Source organism: Paenibacillus sp. BJ-4, from assembly GCF_020404765.1.
Classification (GTDB): domain Bacteria; phylum Bacillota; class Bacilli; order Paenibacillales; family Paenibacillaceae; genus Paenibacillus.
This window is the reverse complement of sequence record NZ_JAIVEM010000071.1, coordinates 150,939-172,034: the sequence shown is the minus strand read 5'-3', so window position 1 is coordinate 172,034 and position 21,096 is coordinate 150,939. Positions and strand designations below refer to the sequence as shown.

The 21,096-nt window shown below is 45.3% G+C and carries 31 protein-coding genes; 29 read left to right on the top strand and 2 right to left on the bottom strand.

The annotated features are described in order from the left end of the window. The first annotated feature begins 28 nt into the window (after window positions 1-28). The 29 genes from LCF57_RS12085 to LCF57_RS11950 all read left to right on the top strand — a co-directional run bounded on the left by LCF57_RS12085 (window position 29) and on the right by LCF57_RS11950 (window position 19,888). Window positions 29-370, top strand: a complete 342-nt coding sequence (locus LCF57_RS12085; RefSeq protein ID WP_226000901.1) for a hypothetical protein — start codon at window positions 29-31, stop codon at window positions 368-370. A gap of 122 nt (window positions 371-492) precedes the next feature. Next, on the top strand, window positions 493-1,098 hold the full coding sequence (locus LCF57_RS12080) for a phage scaffolding protein (RefSeq protein WP_226000900.1): 606 nt from the start codon (window positions 493-495) through the stop codon (window positions 1,096-1,098). Next, on the top strand, window positions 1,098-1,454 hold the full coding sequence (locus LCF57_RS12075) for a hypothetical protein (protein ID WP_071559182.1): 357 nt from the start codon (window positions 1,098-1,100) through the stop codon (window positions 1,452-1,454). Before LCF57_RS12080 ends, LCF57_RS12075 begins: the two co-directional genes overlap by 1 nt. Before the next feature lie 29 nt (window positions 1,455-1,483). Next, entirely contained in the window at window positions 1,484-2,473 is a 990-nt protein-coding gene (locus tag LCF57_RS12070) for a major capsid protein (RefSeq protein WP_226000899.1), read from the top strand. 17 nt (window positions 2,474-2,490) lie between these two features. Continuing rightward, window positions 2,491-2,685 (top strand): hypothetical protein, encoded by a 195-nt coding sequence (locus LCF57_RS12065; RefSeq protein WP_226000898.1) that lies wholly within the window; start codon window positions 2,491-2,493, stop codon window positions 2,683-2,685. A gap of 13 nt (window positions 2,686-2,698) precedes the next feature. After that, window positions 2,699-3,073: a phage head-tail connector protein gene (locus tag LCF57_RS12060; protein WP_226000897.1), complete on the top strand. Its 375-nt coding sequence runs from the start codon at window positions 2,699-2,701 to the stop codon at window positions 3,071-3,073. A 1-nt stretch (window position 3,074) separates the two neighbouring features. Then, window positions 3,075-3,446 (top strand): ABC transporter ATP-binding protein, encoded by a 372-nt coding sequence (locus LCF57_RS12055; RefSeq protein ID WP_226000896.1) that lies wholly within the window; start codon window positions 3,075-3,077, stop codon window positions 3,444-3,446. Further along, a complete protein-coding gene (locus LCF57_RS12050; protein WP_226000895.1) occupies window positions 3,443-3,841 on the top strand; it encodes an HK97 gp10 family phage protein in 399 nt (132 codons plus the stop codon). Before LCF57_RS12055 ends, LCF57_RS12050 begins: the two co-directional genes overlap by 4 nt. A 4-nt stretch (window positions 3,842-3,845) precedes the next feature. After that, window positions 3,846-4,271, top strand: coding sequence for a DUF6838 family protein (locus LCF57_RS12045; protein ID WP_226000894.1), 426 nt, complete (start codon window positions 3,846-3,848; stop codon window positions 4,269-4,271). After that, window positions 4,264-4,512 (top strand): hypothetical protein, encoded by a 249-nt coding sequence (locus tag LCF57_RS12040; RefSeq protein WP_226000893.1) that lies wholly within the window; start codon window positions 4,264-4,266, stop codon window positions 4,510-4,512. Before LCF57_RS12045 ends, LCF57_RS12040 begins: the two co-directional genes overlap by 8 nt. Then, complete coding sequence (locus LCF57_RS12035) at window positions 4,512-5,837, top strand: phage tail sheath family protein (protein ID WP_226000892.1); 1,326 nt, start codon at window positions 4,512-4,514, stop codon at window positions 5,835-5,837. Before LCF57_RS12040 ends, LCF57_RS12035 begins: the two co-directional genes overlap by 1 nt. A gap of 1 nt (window position 5,838) precedes the next feature. Then, complete coding sequence (locus LCF57_RS12030; RefSeq protein WP_226000891.1) at window positions 5,839-6,306, top strand: phage tail tube protein; 468 nt, start codon at window positions 5,839-5,841, stop codon at window positions 6,304-6,306. Window positions 6,307-6,331: 25 nt separating this feature from the next. Beyond that, window positions 6,332-6,757, top strand: coding sequence for a phage tail assembly chaperone (locus tag LCF57_RS12025; RefSeq protein ID WP_216974992.1), 426 nt, complete (start codon window positions 6,332-6,334; stop codon window positions 6,755-6,757). Between the two features lie 234 nt (window positions 6,758-6,991). Then, window positions 6,992-7,345 (top strand): hypothetical protein, encoded by a 354-nt coding sequence (locus LCF57_RS12020; protein WP_226000890.1) that lies wholly within the window; start codon window positions 6,992-6,994, stop codon window positions 7,343-7,345. Between the two features lie 57 nt (window positions 7,346-7,402). Further along, entirely contained in the window at window positions 7,403-9,640 is a 2,238-nt protein-coding gene (locus LCF57_RS12015) for a hypothetical protein (RefSeq protein ID WP_226000889.1), read from the top strand. Between the two features lie 2 nt (window positions 9,641-9,642). Continuing rightward, window positions 9,643-10,350, top strand: a complete 708-nt coding sequence (locus tag LCF57_RS12010) for a LysM peptidoglycan-binding domain-containing protein (RefSeq protein ID WP_226000888.1) — start codon at window positions 9,643-9,645, stop codon at window positions 10,348-10,350. Between the two features lie 4 nt (window positions 10,351-10,354). Beyond that, entirely contained in the window at window positions 10,355-11,353 is a 999-nt protein-coding gene (locus LCF57_RS12005; protein ID WP_226000887.1) for a hypothetical protein, read from the top strand. Then, window positions 11,353-11,712, top strand: coding sequence for a DUF2577 domain-containing protein (locus LCF57_RS12000; protein WP_226000886.1), 360 nt, complete (start codon window positions 11,353-11,355; stop codon window positions 11,710-11,712). The genes LCF57_RS12005 and LCF57_RS12000 overlap by 1 nt, the downstream gene beginning before the upstream one ends. Further along, window positions 11,709-12,116: a DUF2634 domain-containing protein gene (locus LCF57_RS11995; protein ID WP_226000885.1), complete on the top strand. Its 408-nt coding sequence runs from the start codon at window positions 11,709-11,711 to the stop codon at window positions 12,114-12,116. Before LCF57_RS12000 ends, LCF57_RS11995 begins: the two co-directional genes overlap by 4 nt. Next, complete coding sequence (locus LCF57_RS11990; RefSeq protein WP_226000884.1) at window positions 12,109-13,176, top strand: baseplate J/gp47 family protein; 1,068 nt, start codon at window positions 12,109-12,111, stop codon at window positions 13,174-13,176. Before LCF57_RS11995 ends, LCF57_RS11990 begins: the two co-directional genes overlap by 8 nt. Continuing rightward, complete coding sequence (locus LCF57_RS11985) at window positions 13,169-13,717, top strand: YmfQ family protein (RefSeq protein ID WP_226000883.1); 549 nt, start codon at window positions 13,169-13,171, stop codon at window positions 13,715-13,717. The genes LCF57_RS11990 and LCF57_RS11985 overlap by 8 nt, the downstream gene beginning before the upstream one ends. Continuing rightward, the gene (locus LCF57_RS11980) at window positions 13,710-15,893 is read left to right on the top strand and encodes a hypothetical protein (RefSeq protein WP_226000882.1); all 2,184 of its coding nucleotides are present in this window, start codon (window positions 13,710-13,712) and stop codon (window positions 15,891-15,893) included. The genes LCF57_RS11985 and LCF57_RS11980 overlap by 8 nt, the downstream gene beginning before the upstream one ends. A 13-nt stretch (window positions 15,894-15,906) precedes the next feature. After that, window positions 15,907-16,422, top strand: a complete 516-nt coding sequence (locus LCF57_RS11975) for a hypothetical protein (protein ID WP_226000881.1) — start codon at window positions 15,907-15,909, stop codon at window positions 16,420-16,422. Then, window positions 16,419-16,562: a CD1375 family protein gene (locus LCF57_RS28175; protein ID WP_413232195.1), complete on the top strand. Its 144-nt coding sequence runs from the start codon at window positions 16,419-16,421 to the stop codon at window positions 16,560-16,562. Before LCF57_RS11975 ends, LCF57_RS28175 begins: the two co-directional genes overlap by 4 nt. Before the next feature lie 45 nt (window positions 16,563-16,607). Further along, window positions 16,608-17,009 carry a hypothetical protein gene (locus tag LCF57_RS11970; RefSeq protein ID WP_226000880.1) on the top strand — a complete coding sequence of 134 codons (402 nt, stop codon included), beginning with the start codon at window positions 16,608-16,610 and terminating at the stop codon, window positions 17,007-17,009. Window positions 17,010-17,012: 3 nt separating this feature from the next. Continuing rightward, window positions 17,013-17,933 carry an N-acetylmuramoyl-L-alanine amidase family protein gene (locus LCF57_RS11965; RefSeq protein ID WP_226000879.1) on the top strand — a complete coding sequence of 307 codons (921 nt, stop codon included), beginning with the start codon at window positions 17,013-17,015 and terminating at the stop codon, window positions 17,931-17,933. Between the two features lie 14 nt (window positions 17,934-17,947). Continuing rightward, entirely contained in the window at window positions 17,948-18,505 is a 558-nt protein-coding gene (locus tag LCF57_RS11960) for a phage holin, LLH family (protein WP_226000878.1), read from the top strand. Window positions 18,506-18,735: 230 nt separating this feature from the next. Further along, window positions 18,736-19,308 (top strand): hypothetical protein, encoded by a 573-nt coding sequence (locus LCF57_RS11955; protein WP_226000877.1) that lies wholly within the window; start codon window positions 18,736-18,738, stop codon window positions 19,306-19,308. Continuing rightward, the gene (locus LCF57_RS11950; protein WP_226000876.1) at window positions 19,301-19,888 is read left to right on the top strand and encodes a hypothetical protein; all 588 of its coding nucleotides are present in this window, start codon (window positions 19,301-19,303) and stop codon (window positions 19,886-19,888) included. Before LCF57_RS11955 ends, LCF57_RS11950 begins: the two co-directional genes overlap by 8 nt. Window positions 19,889-20,100: 212 nt before the next feature. Here LCF57_RS11950 and LCF57_RS11945 read toward each other — a convergent pair whose 3' ends face one another. Continuing rightward, on the bottom strand, window positions 20,101-20,385 hold the full coding sequence (locus LCF57_RS11945; RefSeq protein ID WP_226000875.1) for a hypothetical protein: 285 nt from the start codon (window positions 20,383-20,385) through the stop codon (window positions 20,101-20,103). An 85-nt stretch (window positions 20,386-20,470) separates the two neighbouring features. Then, complete coding sequence (locus tag LCF57_RS11940; protein WP_226000874.1) at window positions 20,471-21,016, bottom strand: hypothetical protein; 546 nt, start codon at window positions 21,014-21,016, stop codon at window positions 20,471-20,473. Between the last annotated feature and the right edge of the window lie 80 nt (window positions 21,017-21,096).

The window sequence follows — 21,096 nt, the reverse complement described above, 5'->3', positions numbered from 1 at the left end:
TTGCGAAAAAACACAAGGAGGGGCAGTCATGAATGGAGTTGTAAAGGCAGATGTACTTTCCAATGCTGAGGTCATTGACATCTTAAAAGAGAAAATAGGATTTGCCGGAGAACCTGCATCGAACATTGAATGGCAGTATGAACTAAACAAGACTGGAAAGCTGGTTATTGATGATAGGGTTACTCTTTATGACAACGAACGAGCTATGCAAATAACTATTGACTTGGCATTAGCCTTGTATATCCCTTGGGAGCCGATTATTAATTTCAAAGTGACGGTTGGAAAACATGAATGGCCTCGAATTGAATCGACTACATTGCCTGTATCCCCTACTGGATGGGTGGAAATAAAAGCAAGGCTTACTAACTGACCATTTGCCCTGCCATATGGCTATAAACTGGGTATTGCCCTCTTTAAAGGTTCGGGGCTGACTGAACGTATCCTATGCGTGGTGGGTTACACGTCATAAAAACTAAAATAGGGGTGCTATTAATGGATTTGAAAGAATTGCTTGGAGAAGATTTGTATAACCAAGTTGTTGAAAAGGCTGGTGATAAGAAACTGGCGGTCGTTAATGATGGCAACTGGTTCCCAAAAGATAAATTCGATGAAGTGAACAATACCAAGAAACGACTCGAAACGGATCTGAAGGACCGGGATAAGCAATTGGCTGATCTGCAGAAGGCGGCGGGGGATGTGCCAGCATTACAGGAGCAGATTACCAAGCTTCAAGAGGAAAATAAAGCTGCTACCGACAAGTACAATGCCGACATGCAGGAGTTACGCCTTAATACGGCGCTTAAGATGGCTTTGAACGGTCAGGCCCACGATCCTGATATCGTATCTAGTCTGCTGGACAAATCACAAATCGAAATTGCAGAGGATGGAAGCATTAAAGCCGGACTCGACAATCAACTCACTGGCCTACGCGAAAGCAAGGGCTTTTTGTTTGTGCCAAAAGAGGAAGGCAATACGCAACCGACTTTCAAAGGTGCTAAACCAGCAGAAGGCGCAGGAGCAGGCAACCCACCAGCACCATTGAAGGGTTATGACGCAGGCAAGTCTATTGCCGAGCAAAGAAATGGGAGTGAAAAATAATGAACTTGAATCCACGTGTTAAAGAGTATGGATCACAGAAGGAAATCCTTTATACGGTGAAGGGCTCCATTGAAAAGATTGGTGGGGTTACGCTGGATGGCACGAAGTTTGCTGTAAACACGCTTTTCCCAGCAGGTACAGCAGTAAGCATCCAAGCTAACGGACTGGCAAAGCCTTTTGCAGATGCAGACACAGGTAAGGTTTATCTCACGTCACATGACGTATTCACAGGTGATGCTACCACCCAAAACGTGATCGTAGGCGCATGGGCAGAAGCCTTGGTTGTGGAAAGCAAGCTCACAGGCGTTACAGCAGCATTTAAAACAGCAGCAGCCGGGCGTTACCGTTACTACTAAAACAGGGATAAGGGAAGGGGAATATATAAATGGGTATTCTTTCATTAGATCAATTTAAACAACCGGAATTCATGGGGTATGTTGAGAACCGGCTTATACCAAAAAAGTATCTTCTTAAAGCTATCAGTGCCACCGATACGACCTACGATTTGACTTTTGATTATGACGTATTTACACAAACCTATGCACCAAGCGCCTCCATTACTGGATGGAACTCAGGTGCTCCGCTACGGGACAAACAAGGGCTAAAAACACTCACTCAAGAGGTTGCTAAGATTCAACACGGCTTCCGCCTGGATGAGCGCGAACAACTCAAATTCACCAATCCTCGTGTGGAAAATGAACGACAACGTGCTATTCAAAGAGTCTACGATCAAACGGACAAACTAATTGAAGGTGTAAACGATACAGAGGAATGGTTGAGAGCGCAGGCTGTTTACAACGGGGTTATCGTGTATAACAAAAATGATGTGCAGATCAATGTAAGCTTTGGTCTGACGGCTAAGGTAACGCCGACAGTTCTATGGTCGGATCGTGCTGCTTCTACGCCGTTAGATGATTTACGAGTGGCTATTAAGGCATACAAAGACGCTAACGCAGGCCAAGCGCCGCGCTATATCGACATTTCGGGTGACGTTATGCTCGATCTGACTCTCAACGCTCAGACAAGAGGCGCATTGTTCGGTGTTAACAGCGCTATGTTGCCTACCCGGGAGCAAGTAGAAGGCCTCATCACACAAATCGCTGACGCTCCAATTACGATCCGTGTTAACGACGATGTGGTTTCCTTGGAGGGTGCGGCCCCTGCGCGGCTGCTGGAAGCTCGTACAGTTGCATTATTGGGTGAGCAGCCTATCATCACGGTGCAAGGGCCAACAATCGAAAAGAACTTTGAACCAGGAATCTATGTACTGCCTATCGTCAAAGAAGGCCCACCACCATCCGAAGAGGTATACGTTGGTGAATCTGCTTTCGTAGCTGTACAAAAACCATCCCAAATCTACCGCCTGTCGGTTTAATAGGAGGAACTTATATCATGGCAAAACAAAAATATAAGGTACTATCCCCGGTGATCCAAGCAGGGGTTATTGTGAATTCTGGCGAAATCGATCTTGACGATAAGTATGGAGACAAACTAGTTGAAAAAGGCGTACTTGAGGAAGTAGCATCAGCAAAGAAAACGGACAGCGCAAATAAAACTGAAGCAGACAGCACCAATAAAACTGAATAGGCTGGTGAGCGATATGGACCCGAAGCGTCTTGAAGCCTTACTCACCAAGCTTAAGGTTTTGTTGGGCCTGCCAGTGACCGAAACAGATAAGGATGTGCAGTTGTCTTTTGCCCTCAATTTTACGATTGATGGCATTAAGAACTACTGCAACATATCCGACATACCGGAGCAATTGGAAAACACGACACTGCTGATCGCAAAGGACTATTACCTCAACCAGTTTGCGGAGCCTGCAACGGCTGGAGAAACTGAGTTGAACGTCCAAAGTGTCAAGCGCGGCGATGTGCAGTTTAATTTTGCCGCATATGCCAAGAAGGGCGTGGAGGGTACGGCTTTCATCAAGTCGTACGCCGCGCAACTTAATGCATTTCGAAAGCTGAGGTGGTAGTGTGCAACTGGGTAATCCCGCAGTGGAACGCAGGCTTCTTGAAATGACCTATACGGGGGTTTGCCGAGTCGAAGGACAGACAACCCGCAAAGACCCCGTAACAGGCGTAGAACGGCCCACAAAGGGCATTATATTCGACAACCAGCCGTGTGCATTGTCTCAAGCGTCTTTGCCAAGCGCGGCCCAAATGGACACGAACAATGATGTCGCATATGACGGTAAGCTGTTTATTGCGCCTGATATTGTTATTCCGTCCGGAAGTCGTATCTTTGTTACGCAGGATGGCATGAATTATGAGTTTCAGCAGTCAGGTGAGCCGTTCATTTACCCAACACATCAAGAAATCAAAATGAAGCGGGTTGGTAAGGCATGAGCTTTGCTGAGTTTGATTTTAGCGAGTTTGAACAGCTGGGCAAGAGCCTGCGAAAGATGCACGCCGACTACCCGCGCTTTGTGGAGGACTGCATACGCGAGCTTGCTAGTAGGCTCCTGGCTAAGACGGTGGCGAGGACTCCCGTAGATACGGGAATGCTCCGGCGTAACTGGCAGCTGGGACCTGTAGAGCGTGTAGGAGGTGGCTATAGCATCGAACTATTTAACCCTATCGAATATGCGCCTTACGTGGAATACGGGCACCGCACCCGGTTACACACGGGCTGGGTGGAAGGTAGATTCATGCTTACCATTTCCGAAAGGGAACTTGAACGCGAATTGCCTGCGCTCATGGACCGTATGCTGAAACGATTTATGGAAGACCACCTGAGGTGATGCAATGGAAGATGTAAAAAACGGAATACGAAAGTATCTTTCATCCTTTCAAACAGGTGTGAAAGCATACGACGAGCGTATAGAGCAGGGTTTCGACGAGCCATGCTTTTTTGTGCTGCTTATACATGGTTCGCAAGACCGGGAATTTGGCCGCCGCTACATGAGGGTAGACAACTATGACATTCACTATTTCCCGGACCCAGACAACCCGGAGAAGCGCCGTGAATGTGAGGCCGTGGCTGATCGGCTATATGAAGAAATGGAATACATCCAGTGGGATGGCAGTATGTACAGGGCGGTGGGGATGAAACACCAAATCGTCGATGATGTGCTGCATTTCTTCCTGGACATTAACGTTCACCTTATGAAACCAAAGGGACCAGAAACAAAAATGAGGACTTTAAAACAGGAGGCTGGTATACGTGGCTGATACTGATAACCAAGAAAACGAAACTGGGGCAACGCCTGCGGTAGCGCCTACAAAGAAAGAGACGGCAACGTCTGCGGCTTCTGTAGAACCCCGCTTTTCCAAAGACCAATTTCGAGAATCACAGCAGTTTACAAATATTGAAAAAGACTTCCTGAACGCTCTGCTTCAGGATGAACGAACATACACGATCAGCGAGGCTAAGACCCTGCTGGCGGATTTTAACGCGAAGGAGGCTAAATAATGCCAGGTGGTACATGGGTTACCCAAAATAAGGACAGAGCAGGCGTGTACATGAATATTGTATCTGATCCAAAGTCACTCAGCACGCTTGGTGACCGCGGTACAGTAGCGCTGCCCTTGACGCTTCCCTGGGGAGCAACAAAACAGATAATCACCATTAATGCAGGCGACGATGTATCTAAGGTGTTGGGTTATGACATTACACATGCAAGCTTGTTGCTAATTAAAGAAGCGATGAAACGGGCTTCCAAGCTTCTTATATACAAACTCAACGAAGGTACAAAAGCTACCGCCACAAGTGGGAATTTAGTCATCACAGCTAAATATGGAGGCGTGCGTGGGAACGACATTACCGTTGTGATCCAAAGCGACATTGATACTCCTACTATTTTTAATGTAAGAACGCTTGTGGAAGGTCGGGAAGTAGATACGCAGAAGGTGGCGAACATCGACGGACTGGTAGCCAATGACTGGGTAACATTCAAGGCGTCTGCAACTGATAAGACGCTGGCTGCTACAGCGGGCGCACCACTTACAGGCGGCGCAAACGGTACTGTAACCAATACAGACCATAGTGACTTTTTGGCCGCTGTAGAAACACAGAATTTCAACACCATCGGTGTGGTATCAACGGATGCAACGCTCAAGTCAATTTACGTATCCTTCGTGAAGCGATTGAGAGAGTCGGAGGGCCGTTATGTACAAGTTGTCCTCTCTGACTACCCTACTGCCGACTACGAAGGCGTAATAAGTGCTAGAAACGGCGTGATACTGTCGGATGGAACGGTGATCGACAAGGTTAACGTGGTAGCTTGGGTAGCTGCGGCAGAGGCGGCGGCGCAGGTAAACCAGTCACTTACTTACACGGCCTACGACGATGCAGTTGATGTAGATGTTCGTTTGACTAATAGTGAGACGATCACGGCATTGCGAAACGGGGAGTTCGTATTCACCTTTAGTGACGATAAAGCCATCGTTGAGAAGGATATCAATACTTTCCGAAGTTACACCCCTACTAAGGGGAAAGAGCGCTCTAAGAACCGCGTAATTCGCGTACTGGACAGCATCGGTAACGATCTCAAAAAGGTTTTTGAAAGATACTATATCGGCAAAGTGGACAACAATGCCGATGGGCGCAACATATTCAAAAAAGAAGGTATTGCCTACATGGAATTGTTGCAAAGCATCAATGCAATTGAGGATTTCAATTCTCAAACAGATTTCATAGTTACTGCTGGCGAAGACAAAGACGCAGTATTGGTGGACACGGGAGTTAAACCAGTAGATGCAGTAGAGAAAATCTACATGAAAGTGCGGGTGAGATAATATGGCGTACTTAAAAGCTGGAGATACGATCTCTGGTCAAGAGGGACGAGCCTTTGCCACGATTAACGGCAATGTAGAAGAAATGTTTTACATTAAAACCCTTGAGGCTAAAGCAGAGAAGGAAAAAACCGATGTCAAAACCCTTGGTAAGCGCGGTACACAGCACAAAGCCAATGGCTGGAGCGGTTCAGGCAGCATGACGATTTACTATACAACAACGAGATTCCGACAGTTGATGTTAGATTACATCAAGACAGGTAAGGATACTTACTTTGACATCATGATTGTAAACGAAGACCCTTCCTCTTCGATTGGGAAACAAACTGTAGTTCTGAAAAGTGTGAACCTGGATAGTGTGATCATGGCCAAAGTCGATACCGATTCCGAAGTTCTGGACGAAGATATCGACTTTACTTTTGATGACGTGGATGTACCTGATAGCTTCAATGCCCCTACATTGGGAGCCTAATTTTAACTAAAAGGAGATTAATATAATGAGCGACTTGACTTTGTTTTATGCACAAAACGTGGATTCTGAAATTACTGAAGATGTGGCAATTTCACCTCGATTCAAGGATAAAGAGGGCAAGCCTGTAAAGTGGGTTATTCGTAGTATCCCGGAAACTGAAAACTCTGTACTTCGCAAGGAGTCAACAAAGAAAGTGAAAGGGAAGAACGGTATTTACTCCAATGAATTTGATTCAGAGGCATACTTGTCCAAAATGGTAGTAGCGGCAGTTGTTTACCCAAATTTGAAAGATGCGGAATTACAAAAATCGTATGGTGTTCTGGGTGCTGAATCACTCATTAAGAAGATGTTACTATCCGGTGAGTATTCTACTTTGCTGGATAAAGTACAGTCTCTAAGCGGTTACGATCGAGATATGAACGAATTGGTTGATGAAGTAAAAAACTCATAAAGGAGGATAGTGGGGAAGCTAACTATGCCTACTACGCCCTCCATGAACTCCATATCCTGCCGCACGATCTCATGGCAATGAGTCAGCGTGAACGCGCTGCTATTTACGCTATGATCTCTTATCGAATAGACCAAGAGAAGGCGGAACAAAAGAAAGCAAAGAAAAAATAATAGACGTTCCCTGAATGACTTGGTAGAATGATGGTAAAATCTACCCATTCAGGGAGGGTCATTTGTGAAAAAAGTCCTGACTTTATTTATGCTTGTTATGTCTTTGATGATTGTGTCTGCTTGTTCATCTGCTAAAGAAGAAGCGGCTACTCCTACTCTTGATGATTATGTGAAGGCTTATACTGATGCTGGAGCCATAGAGCGAGGGAAATTGCAATTTGAAAACGGAAGAGCTTCCAACGGAAAAATGCTGTATCTTGACAATAGTCCTATACAAATAATGGAGTATGATACGCCAGAAGATGCTAAAAAGGCTCAAGAAGAAATCTTTTTTCTTAAAAAGTATTCGTTGAAAGGAAACATACTTTTAAACACCAACAATAAAGAAGCGAAAAAGATTTTTGATGAACTGAAATAAATTGGTTGAAAAGACAGACGCCTATGAAGGCGTCTTTTTTCATGCCAGAAAGGAGAAATGATGGCAACTGTATCAGCGAGTCTCCAACTGTTCGATAACTTTTCTCAACGCCTGAACGCAGTCAATAGTGCCGTTCAAGCCACTACTAGGCAAATGGAAAGGTTAAGAACTGCTACAAATGCACATATGCGGTTTGATATCCAAATCGCTAATGAGGCAATTTTAATGAACCAAGTACGTCTCATAAGGCAACGCATTCAGAGCCAACTAAGGGTTATCCAAGCTCGCATACAAATTGAACTACCAGCGTCATTGCAAGCTATGTTTGGCAATCTTCAAATGCTTGTGTTGCGTCTTATTCGTGTTGTGCGTCAACTCAGAACCAGTAGCGGAGCGAATGCGGCAGAGTTACAAGCCGCTTTAGCACGAATAGCGGACCTAGAACGCAAAATAGCTCAATTGCAAGAGCAGATAAACGGAAGCCTAAGAAGAGGAGAAGGTGCATCGTCTGGCTTGCTGGCTAATCTGAAAGGTATGGCCGCAGCGTATTTGTCGCTTCAAGGGCTTAAGGAATTATTCAGCGCTACCGTAGGTGGTGCGATGGATCAGCAGAAGATGGAAGACATGTTTGTTGCTCGTACAGGGCAGGAAGATGTAGGACGCGCGATGTTTGATCGCTTCAAGAAAAATGCATTGGAAGCTGGGCAAGATGTGAATGAGTCCTTGAAAGGTAGCCTTTCCTTTTTCTCGGCAACGCAAAATGTTGATCAACTTGAGAAGCTAAACAATCTCGCCCAACGGTTGAATGCGTTTGACAGTGCGGGAAATGGCATGGAAGGCAGCGCCTTCGCCCTTAAGGAAGCCCTCTCGGGCGATATTGTATCTCTTGCAGAACGCTTTAACATGGGCAAATCAGATATCCGCGCATCCGGTATTGTGGACTTCGCTAAAAAAGGTGATATCGAAGGTTTTATTAAAGGATTTGACAAGCTTCTTGAATCGCAGAAGATGGGGCAAAAAGCATTCGAAACCATGCTGGCGAGTCCGGCTAAACAGTTGGAGACGATGCAAAACAATGTTAAATCCATGTTTGCTGATGCTGGGCGCGCGGCTACCAAGTCGCTTTTACCAATGATCCAGATGTTGAATAACGCATTCAAGCAAGGCAAATTCGATGCATTCTTTGCTAACCTGAGCAAAGGTTTAGATTGGGTAGTCCAAAATGCGATTAAAGCTTTTAATGTTATAGCTCAAGTATACGGCTTCATATCAAGCAATTGGCAAAACATTGCACCTATTGTCAAAGGGGTGGCAGCGGCGTTTATCGCTTGGAACATTGCTATGAAAGCCGTAGCGGTTACGCAAGGGATCATTGCTTTCGTCACAGGGAGTAGCACAGCTGTGATATTTGCCCAAACATTAGCAACACGAGGTCTTTCGGCGGCGTGGGCAACCCTGAATACGGTTATGAAGGCGAACGTGTTTATTGCCATCCTGACGGTCCTGGTGGCTATTGTGACGTGGATGTACGAGGTGTACCAAACCAACGACATGGTGGCTGCGGCGATGTTGCTGAAGTGGAATGAAGTCTTAAATTTTTTCGATCAAGTACCTATCTTTTTCGCAAAAGTCGGAGTCGGTATTGCTCAAGCGTTCATGAATGCAAAGGCCAGCGTAATGCAGACGATGCAAGACATGGCAAACGGCGTAATAAACAAAGTAAATGACATGATTAATGCTCTGAACAGCACAGGAATGACGGATATCAATTTTGTCAGTCAAACTCGATTCGCAGATGATTCCAAGATAGCTGCTGATAAATTCCGAAGCGAAAGCAATGCTAAAATTGAAGCAATGGAAGCCGCTGCTGCTTCTAAAGCGAGAAAACGCCAAGATGATACCATGAATTATATCCGCCAACGGGATATGGATCGTCGGAAGCAAAAAGCCGCAGCTACGCCTAAGGCAGATAAAACTTTCGACTTCACCAAATGGAACGCGGCAGCTGACGCAGCTAAAAAAGCGAATGCTGGAAATGACAAAAAGAAAAACGTTGGCAAGGTAGATAAAGTCGGCAAGATCGAGGACAAGGTAGATATCTCGTCTGAGGATTTAAAGGTAATGCGCGATATCGCAGAAATGAAGTCCATACAGAACTTCGTGACACTTACGCCTACTGTCCAGGTGAAGACTGGGGACATCAACAACGGCGCTGATGTGGATACGATCATTAAAAAGATCGGTGACCATCTGGAAGAACAATTTGTCTCTACGGCACAGGGGGTGTACACATAACAATGGAACACGCCATACTACTAAGCTACAACAACGGAGAAGAAGCATTCCGTATCCCAGTGAATCCGCCAGAAATGAGCATCAAAGAGGCTGGAGATGGTTCCACATTTAAAATCGTGGACGGGGGCGAGATCAACGCGATTCAGTCACGGAAACTTACGGAGATATCCTTCGATAGCTTTTTCCCTGGACAGGCGTACCCATTCGTCAACACCGATGAATTACGTCCAATACCTGAATATATTGCTTTAATAGATAAGTGGATGGACACCAAGCGGCCCATCCGTTTTATTTATTCTGCGATCAGTTTTGATCCAGGTGCGCAGAAGAGCCCGCAGGAAATCGCTATTAACATGCCGGTCACAATAGAAGAGTTCGAGTGGAAACCAGTTGCTGGTACTTCAGACATTGAGTACACGATATCTTTAAAAAAGTACGTGTTTTACAATGCGGTGCAGGCCAAGGTGAAGAAAACCACAACCAAGGCAGGCGCAAAAAAGACCACGACCACGAAGGCAAAGGCCAAGCGGCCTAATGAGAAGGTTAAACCCAAGTCGGTCAAGGTGAAAGCAGGCGACACACTTTGGATTATCGCTAAGAAGAACTTGGGTGACGGGTCCCGTTACAAGGAGATTCAAACACTCAACAAGATTACAAATGCACAGGCCAAACGGCTAAAGGCTGGGCAAGTGCTGAGACTGCCGGGGTGATGGTATGGACATTTTTATAGATAACCGGGATGGTAACGTATGGCAGGTGTCGGGTGAAGCGCTGGCAGGCAAAGAGAACGCGTCAGGACTTGTGTCTGAACTCACATGGAAGACCGAACGCACCGGGAGCCCAGGTAGCGTAGATATCACGCTTGTAAGAGATGGCATCTACCAGAACAAAAAATTCAAGGTCCAGAACGGGGATATCGTACGGATCACCAAGGGCAAGTACAAGATTTTTTATGGCTATGTGTTTTCGGTGGAGCAATCTGAAAAATCCGAAATGAAGATAACTGCTTACGATCAGATTCGTTACCTTAACGCCAACGACACGTACGTGTTCAAGAACCTGACAGCCGGGGCGGTTATTAAGCGGATTGCAGAGGATTTTAAGCTCAAGACTGGCAATATCGCGGACACGGGATTTAAGATACCATCTATGGTCGAAGATAATCAAAAGCTGCTGGACATCATCTATAAGGCTATAGACTTGACGCTAACATCCACCGGGTCAATCTATGTGTTCTATGACAACTTTGGCGCTCTAGCTCTTAAGCGTGCAGCGGACATGCTTGTATCGGTGTCGGTGGGTGATGGTAGCCTTATGACCGGATACGCGCTTAAAAAGAGCATAGACTCCGAGACTTACAATTACGTCAAGCTGGTGCGGGACAATAAAGAGTCCGGCAAGCGGGATGCCTACGTTTACCAGGACAGCAACAATATCAAAAAGTGGGGCAAGCTCCAGTTGTACGATAAAGTCGATGAAAAAATGAACGCGGCACAGATTAAACAAAAAGCCCAAAACCTGCTTACCCTGCACAACCGGGAAAGCAAGAGCCTGAGTATAGATGCTATGGGGGATTTAAGTATCCGGGCCGGGTGCTATGTGCCTGTGTTTATTGATGATTTGAAGGTGAGTCAAGTTTACTTGGTAGATTCATGCACACATAAATTTTCGGGTTTAGAACATACCATGTCACTCGAATTGAAGGTGATTTAATGATAAAACAATTACAAAAAATAGCACTTGGAAGTGTGGAGGCCAGCAAGCCATCTACGGGTATGGTTGGTCAGGTGACAGGAGTAAATCCGCTTGAAATCACTGTAGACCAGCGGCTGGTTCTGGACGAGGATCTTTTACTTGTTACAGAGCGCGTTACCCGTTATGAGGTTAGCCTAACGCACAGTCACACGTATAAAGACGAGACTCCGACAGAAACAGCAACCAAGGCTACTCAAACCGCTCTGCCGGATGTACTGGTGATTCGCGAAGGGCTCAAGATCGGTGACGCTGTACTTTTACAACGCATGCAAGGTGGCCAGCAATTCGCCGTTATAGATAAGTTGGTGAGCGCATGATTCCAGAGGGCGGCAGCATCATAGACGAGGAAATAGAAGAGGAAGAAATGCCCACCAAGACATACGCCTTAGACTTTGAAAACGGACGCGCACGCGGCATTGTGGACGGTCTGGAGGCTATGCGACAGGTAGTGTACAAGATACTGCAAACACTACGTTACGAAAATCTCATTTACAGTGACGATTACGGCGCCGAAGTAGACCGGCTGCAAGGACAGAGCCGATTATTCGTGCAAACAGAGCTTAAGCGGCTAGTGCGTGAAGCTTTACTGGCGGATGATCGGATTACGGACGTAAGAGATTTTCAGTTTACCTTTTCTGGTAGTGACGTGCTGGCAGAGTTTGAGGTCGTAACAACGCAAGGAAACTTTAGAGACGAAACGGGGGTCGGAGGAATTGTATGAGGATCAAACAGAAGAGGTCATCTTAGAACGTCTGCTGGCCCGTATACCGGATACTATGGATAAACGGGAGGGGAGCGTTATCTTTGACGCGCTGGCCCCGGCAGCGAACGAACTGGCCCAAATGTATGCCGAGTTGGATACGAATATAAGCCTGATATTCCCGAACGCGGATAATGAGGAATATTTGGACTCGGCTATAGCGTGGTCCGGCATAGTGCGGAAAGAAGCGACCAAAGCGCATTGGCGAGGGAAGTTTTTCGACAACCAAGGTGTGCTTATGGATGTACCTATAGGTAGCCGTTACAGCATTGAGGACCTAAACTATGTCGTGCTCAGCAAATTAGGTGTCGGCCAGTTTGTTGCGGAATGCGAAACGGCTGGCGAAATAGGCAATCAATTTTCGGGGGCGCTGTTGCCTATTGACTTTATTAACGGGTTGGCTAAAGCGGAATTGGTGGATCTACTTGTTTCCGGCGAAGATACAGAAACGGGTCCGGCTCTATTTGATCGGTACCAAGACAAGGTCACTAAACCAATTACGAGCGCTAACAAAAACCAGTATGTTGTGTGGGCTCGGGAAGTGCCTGGTGTTGGGGATGCTAAAACCTTCCCACTCTGGAATGGTCCCGGAACGGTTAAGGTGGTCATTTTGGACAATAACAAGCGTGCTCCTTCGGCAGCAGTCGTACAGGCAGTGCAGACCTATATTGACCCTACTCAGGATGGACATGGTGAGGGCGCTGCCCCAATCGGTCCAGTAGTAACGGTTGTCGGTGCCGGAGAAGTGCCTATAAACGTCAGTGTGCGGGTTCAACTGGCTAGGGATGCGACAACAGACGATGTAAAAGAGCAGCTGGAAGCCAGCATAGCTAAGTATCTGGAGGGATTAGCTTTTAACGATACAGATACCCTAGTACGGATTACGCGGATTGCCAACTTTATATTGGATGTGCCACCTGTTATCGACTATTTTGACCTGACTATCAACGGAGTGACCAGCAATATCCAAGTACCTTTGGATTCGGTTGCTGTGCTTGGGACGGTGGATGTACATGTCTAAAAAACTTATGTCTTATCTGCCTGATTATTACCAAGAGATTGAAGAGTTCGTGCAGATAATGGACGCTGAAGATATCGAGTTCGACAAGCTGAACGCAGCAATAGTAGATACATTCAGCCAGTTTCACCCGGAGACGGCAACCTGGGGCATTAAGTATTGGGAGAAGGATCTGAAAATAGTCTCCATGCCTTCCAAGCCCATAGAGCAGCGCCGCAGCGTGGTTATCTCTAAGATGCGCGGGAGCGGCAAAGTGTCTGCAAGCATGATAAAAAATGTGGCAGATAGCTATGATCGTGGCGAGGTTGATGTCACTGTGTATCCGTCTGAGTATTATTTTGTGATTCGCTTTATTGGCACTTTAGGAATACCGCCAAATCTACAGGATTTGAAAGACGCTATTGAAGAAATAAAACCAGCACATTTAGAAGTAAGATATAAATTTCGCTATTTGGTTATTCGTGAAATACACCATGTAATGCGGATAAACGAAATAAATAAAACACTATTAAACAATTTTGCAGGAGGTGTACCGATTGGCTAGTAATACACCTAATTTAAGTTTATATATGAAGGACCCAGTAGCAGACGGTAACGATTTCTTCGATGTGAAAACGATGATGAATGATAACTGGGAGAAGATAGACGGTTTTGCTGGTAGTATGGATGCGGTTAAAGAACGCCTTAATACTATATCCCGTCAAGACGTAACACTGCAGCCAGGCGTGCAGATCATCAATGCTGCCAAGTCAGCGCCATTTTCTTTGTCCGGTATAACCGGGCGTATGTTGGTTAACCTGATCGGGCGACTTGGTGGATGCGAAGCGGTATCGTCTTGGTCATCCAACGTAGCAATCGCACTCGACAGCACGAACAAAACCAGCGGCAGCAGCAGTTTTAAGCTTACACTTGGCTCTGTGCCTGCTACAGCTTCAGCAAGCTTTTTGACCACACCGGGTCGCAAATACATTGCCGTAGCCGATGTTAAAAACGGCAATACCAGCAAGGTGGCCATATCCATAAATGGCGTTACTGGCGCTAATGGAAATGACGTAGCAGCGGCCTCTGCTTTTGCTTCGTCCGTTGTACGGTTCGCGGCTACAGATTTTTTCCACATCGTTACTGTCACAGGCACAGGCAACAGCGGAAGCACTTTTAATATGGACAGTGTGCGCGTTTACGAGGTCAGCGAGGCGGACTATACAGCCGCTGCAAGCCTTACGCCAGCACAAGCAGCAACTAAGTACCCATACGTAGACAGTGTAATGCCTGTACGTAACCCTTATGCTATACGCTGGACAGATGCCACCAAAACAACTATCGCCTCCATGCTTGCACTGCAAACAGACCTGTACGCCGATCCGGTTACGGGAGCTAATGCGGATACAGTCTATGAGCGCGACGGGCAATATTTCAAAAGCAAGAATTGGAATCGTCTAATTCTTGATGGGGGCTTGCCGTGGGAGTTAAACGCCTTAAAGTCTGGTACAGGATTTAAGGCTGTGCAACTATTCAGATATACTCCTATATCGGACATATCCTCGAATCGTAATGCTTTGGTAACAAAGTATGATGGTAAGGTGTTGGACAACAAAGGAAGCTCTGCGGGTGGAGCGTCTGACCAACATAATGGGGGGTACGCGCCGGACTACGGTATTTTACTTACTGTAGGGGTTGCAGACAGTGGGTGGGCAGATGGTTACACGCCAACAGTAGACGAGATAAAGGCGTATTTTATGGGTTGGAGGATGCGCGACCAAGTAACAACAGCCCCATATACAAGTGGAGTCAAAGCATGGGGCAGTTTAAAATCTGGCGGTACAGATTACTATACCAACACCTTGCCGACAACAAAAGCCGCTGATTTTAGTACACCGTACCAGCTTGTATACCAGCTCGCAACGCCTACCGTGGAGCCTATCGTATCAGAGGGGCAACTGACCTTCAATGAGGGTGATAACCAAGTTGAAGTGGGTACGGGTGTTGTTCTACGAGAACGGGCTAGGGCGTTGCTCAAGCAAGGGTATGGAACGGAAAACCCAACACTATATTCATGGAACATAAATAACGGTTCGCCAAGTTACGAGCAAAGTCTAACGGATTATCGCATTGATAGGTTTGTTGGCATCTACAAAAATGGCCGTTTAGATAAGTGGAGATTGTTTCCGAATACCACGACTCAAGCAGGAGCAATGGCCCAAAAACTAGAGGTCGAATACGATTCGTCCGCTGTCTACACAGTGTCCTACCTGGCATTCATGCCATCGCCTGTAGCACCATTCACAGGTTCCTACGCAACCAACGAAAAAACGCTGCTTGCGGACTTGGTGGACAGTGTGCAACAGAATACGGCGCGTGTGAGTGTGCTGGAGAACAAGAAGGCTGACAAGGATAACCCAGGTGTGTTAAGTCCGACCTTACTAAACGGGGTCATTGTTGAGGCGTCGTTTTCTCCTGTAGAATACGTGAAATCCTCAGATGGTTTGGTAACGTTTCAAGGGTCTGTTAAACCACCTTCCGCTGGTACCTTTGTAATGTTCCGCTTGCCCGAAGGGTATAGACCTAAGCAACTCGTTGCCTTAATGTGTGCAGGCAACACAGGAGCCGCAGATGTGTCTGTAAAAGTCCTTGTATCTGAGAATGGCAATGTGCAAATGGAGTCTACTGTATCCTTGGCTTGGTTGAGGTTAGACGGTATTAAGTTCTTAGCGAATAGATAAAGGAGGTCACACCATGAAAGTAGTACCTAAAGTAAATACAGATGGCTTCTATCTGGAGGACGAGCTAGTGGACGATGCCTTTAATGGTGTCGTCCCTTTTTATGCCCAGCCGGAAACCTCCGGTCAGGACACAGATATTGAGCCAACAACACCGGAGCCTGCCGGGTACACTGTCGGTGTACCGATTACAACGCCGGGCCTGTACAAGCCGCGCTTTGATCTGGCGGCGTGGGAAACGTACCAATCAGCCGTTTACGAGGCGCAAGAGGCGTATATAGCTGCGTTGCATGACTGGCAGACCAAAGGCAAGGATGTTGGAGAGCAGCCTGTATATGTCGTGCTAGCGCAGCCGGAAGGATTGTGGAAAGAAGGGCTTACGCCGGAGGAAATCGCGGAGCTGACCAAGCAGCCAGAGTCACAGCCGAAGCTACGCGAGGAACTTGCAAACACTCAAGTCGCCATGGCGGATATGTACGAGCAGATGCTTACTATGCAAGCCGAGCTTGCGGCACTTAAAGAGGGGAGGTGATTAACGTGGCAGCCATTTATGGATCGTTGATTAGAAAAGGTCTCAAAACGTTCGCCCAGGTACCAGACATACAGAAGGAGCCAGTTAGGGCTTACCTAGCAAGTTGGGGATTAGACGTGGATGGCACACAATTGGAATAACGGGAAGAGTGATACAGGAAAATTGATAGAGACGGGGGAAAGGGTATGCCGGAAGGAGACGTGATGGCGATTGAACAATTGCACACGAAAACAGAAGAGTTAACAGTTCAACTACAGAATCTAAGTGGTGAATTCGCTAGGTTATCCGCTCAGGCTGTATCGGATGGGGCGCGTTTTAAACTGATCGAGCAGACGACAGGGCGGCATGATGATGAGATTCGCCAGTTAAAGGATTCAACACGTATGATGCAACTCCAGTTTGATCAAGTAATGACCAAGATCGATACGCTGGAAATGAAACTGTTTAGCTGGCTCCAACAAACTCAGCAGGACAGTGTTAAGGAACGAACCACAAATAATAAACAGTGGTTTAACTTTCTGACTTTTGTATTGGGCGGGACCATAATCGCTATCGTTACAGCGGTATTTGTAAAAGGGGGATTGTGATACTTGTTTAATCAAACCAAATACACGATAGAACGGCGCTACATAAACAAGCGCCATAACGTAAGACCGGGTACTCGCCTAATAAGCGGGAATCCGGTCTTTTTAGTTGCGCACGATACAGGTAATCCAGGAGCGTCAGCGGATAACCATTACACCTATTTCAATGGGCTGGTAGATCGTTCTGCTTCAGCACAGACGTTCATAGACGACAAAAAGATTCTTGAGATAATTCCGGCTGGTACTGGACCCGATCCAGCAGAAAAGGCATGGCACGTCCTGTACAACGTCACCACAGATAACGAGCGCTTTGGTGACGACGCGAACGACATTGCCCTTGGAATAGAACTATGCTTCGGTGGCAAGATCGACACGTTAGAGGCTTACAAACGCTTTGTATGGTATCTAGCTTACTGCTGTAACAAGTGGGGCATTAACCCACGAACGCACATACCAAGCCATAAGCAGCTTGATCCAGCGCGTAAGAGGGACGTAGACCAAGCGCTAGCTACGATTGGTAAGACGCTAAAGGATTTAGTGCAGGACGTGGAAACAGAGCTTAAAGGCACTACCGTGGCTCTTGCTGCGCTGGACTTTACGCCGTTACCTGTTTATATAGCTCAGTCGCTTATTGACAACTATGTATCTCCAGCTTGGTTCGCAAGCCAAAAGGCAGGAGACGATGTGGGCAAGACACATTTTCATAACCTTGCCAATAACCTTCGGGCAGCGGCCGGGCTGAACGAAAAGAACCTGCCTCTTGCCGGAGCTGTGAAGCTGTTTAAATCCAATGCACAAGAGATTATCTTCCGGTGGCTCCAACCAGCTTGGTTTAAAGCAAAGCAGGCGGGCGACAAGGAACAAATGCAACACTATAACAATCTGGCTAATTACCTGCGTTCTGCCGCAGGTCTGCCCAAACAATAATAGGGGGATTTTATATGCAAAATGTAATCGAAACAATTCAACCAGCTATTAATACCATTGTCACAGCCATTGTAGGTGTACTGGTGACCTTTGCTTTGGCAGGGATTAATACACTTAAGAATAAGGCTAATGCTTGGTTAGATGCACGTACAACAGCTGCACAGCGCGAGGTAATTCATAAAGTAGCAGGGGAGGCATTTGCGCTTGCTCAGACTACATTTAAAGATGTTGGCGGGGTTCGCAAGATGCAAGAGGCCTTGCAGTATGCATCCTTGCGATTGACGGAACAGGGTATTGTAGTATCGTCTACGGAGTTGCAGGCAGCGATTGAGAAGGCATATCTGGAATATAAGGCTAAGACAAAGACGGTTCTGGCTACCGAAGCGCAGCCGAGTGAAGAGGTAACACAGGCAGCAGCTAAGGAAGCTGTATCTGGTCTGGCTGCAAAGTTGAATGATTTCTTGGCTCAAGCTACGGCGGAGGTATCAAATACTATTTCTACTCAGGCGCAGACTGAACCTGAGCCTATTCCGGCACCAGCAGAATCGGTACAAGCGCCTGCTGCTGAATAAGACTAATACGGCTACAGTTACAAAGTAATCAACTACCCTGCTGGCTTCGGCTGGTGGGGCTTTTTTTGTTTCCTTGGTTGTTAAACCGGCTGAAAATTTGCCTATATTATTGATAGAGTTTACTGCAGTTGTGGTAATCAATTAATATCGGTCGAAAGAGAAGAGATTATAGATTTTTTCAAATGATCTGTTATAATTCAAGAAACGGCAATATTTAGGAGGTAGAAACAATGGAGGAACAACAACTAGATCCAGCAGAGCTCGTAAAAAAAGGTCTTAAATACATAGACGATGCTATTGATGGTGACAGTAACACTAAACTATTCTTATGGAATACAATTGAAAAGGTTTTGAACAGACCTAACAACAATTATGAAAGGTTAGCAGACGTAATAGATATGATTTTTCAACCACCAGCAGGAAGAGCAATTGAATTATTATTAAGTGGTGATTTAGGTGATGATATATCTTCTTTTTTGATGAAAAACAAATCCTTTTATATTTCTTTAAATCAAAGCTTCGGGTTCGATTATCATGCATCTATTATGTCGTACAATAATTCTCCGCTTAGTTTGGTCAAATTGGAAATTTTAAATGGAGATGCGAATATTGTAAGAATACTTAGAGCTGATAGATCATACATTGATCTTGATCTCGATTCTGTTGGAATCGCCTATTTCGTCGAATTTATGTTCAATTTGATGAACGCATCGTTTGTAAATGTTGATGAAGAGTATAAAAAGAATTTTTTGAATTACTTGAAAGGCGGAGTGGAGTCCGCTCTATCGAATAATCATGAGTAAATCCATAGCCATTAAAGATGTGGATTTGTTCAGTAAAGCTCCTATAGGGATTCCTAATGAAAAAAAACAACCGTTAAATATGCCTGAGGAACGGTATAGTCCATACTTAAGTAGTGATATTACAGATGGAAAAGTCAGGAACCATCATCCTCAAAATAAAGGTTTTTCCCTACTAGAACAACGGATTCGTGATATACTAATAGGAAACTATGAAACTGCAACAACAACAGAAAATAATGCGGAGGCTGGTGATAACATGGACGACTCGACGAAATTGCTGCTTGAACGTATAGAACGCGACTCAAGAGAACGCGAGGCCCGTTATCATAAAGACGCCCAGGAACGTGAACAACGTTATCGCGAAGAAATGAAGGAACAGGATCGACGCTTACGGCAAGAAGCTAACGAGCGAGAAGAACGTATTCTAAATGCGATTGCTGAGGTTAAAACTGATCTGAAACAGGATTTTCAAGATGTAAAGGATGAGTCTAGAACCACAAGGAATACAGTAATTGCTTTAACTGTTGCTATTATCATAGGAATTGCAGGCATGGTGATTACAGTTGTGCTTACTCGATAATAATCCGAAAGCATCGGTGACACCCTACTGGCTAAGCTGGTGGGGTGTTTTTTTGTTATTGCTCACATAGATTTACACCAAAAGAATTGATATGTAAAAAAGCCCTCCATTAAAGGAAAGCTTCTGCATCTTTACGCTGAGTATGGCAACTCAATTTAATTGTAATTACGACAAAACATAAAATCAAGCCCTATGGGTTCCACCCCTTTTTCTTATTCTTCCAAGTTAGACTCTAAAAAATCTATACCCTTTGCAGTAATACTTATCGACAGTTTTTCGTCCATGCCTTTACCGCCCATTGGCGAAATATGAATGAACCCCATTTCAAACATAAAATGGAAAGCTAAGTGTCGTTCAGTGTTTCTTTTCTGATATATGTCTTCTTTTGAGCCAAATAACATATTATTTTCTTCTCCGGAAAACCAAATCTGATATAGCTCTCCTAGTATATCTAATCTTAATTTCTTACGCTCCCTTACTTTCTCAGCATCAATCATTTTAAATCCCCTTTCAACAAAATGACAATGGTCAGGATTACATTATCCCTAATGTCCTGACCATTGTTAGTTATAAAGTTTATATTTATTTCAATTCAATTTTATCTGGATCATTGGAAATAATAATTTTCGGATCATAACTTCTTGCTGCTGAAAACAATTGGATATTAGTTCCTCCTGAATTGTGGTATATATTACCAGACAAAAATACTCTATACGTTCCTTTTTTATCTGGGTAGAATGTACGTTCATTATGTTCTTCGGGACCAAGACCACCAGTATAATTATATACTACAGTATCTACTGTTTTCCAAGCATGTAAAAAATCTTCCCTGTATTCTAAGGTCATTATTAAGTTCACCCTAGTAATTACCTTGCCCCAATTTTTATAGTCCCACTCAGCAAGTAGTCCTCCGTACTTCTGCACAGTCAGATCAACATAAGTGTCTGCTTTTTGCAGACTTATCTCTCCATTACCATAAGTCTCACTGGTAACAGTGGCAGGGTTATTTGACTGTAAAATACTACTACTGCTGGCTTGTGTTGTTGTCTCTTGTGCTGACACTAAACCGAATGGCGCAATTGTAAACAATAAAACCAACGCAGCAAAGACGGAAAAAATTCTCTTCATCCTAATCTCTCCCTATCATTGTGTATTTTATATAACGATAGAACTATAACATATATATACCAATAATTATGATATTTTTT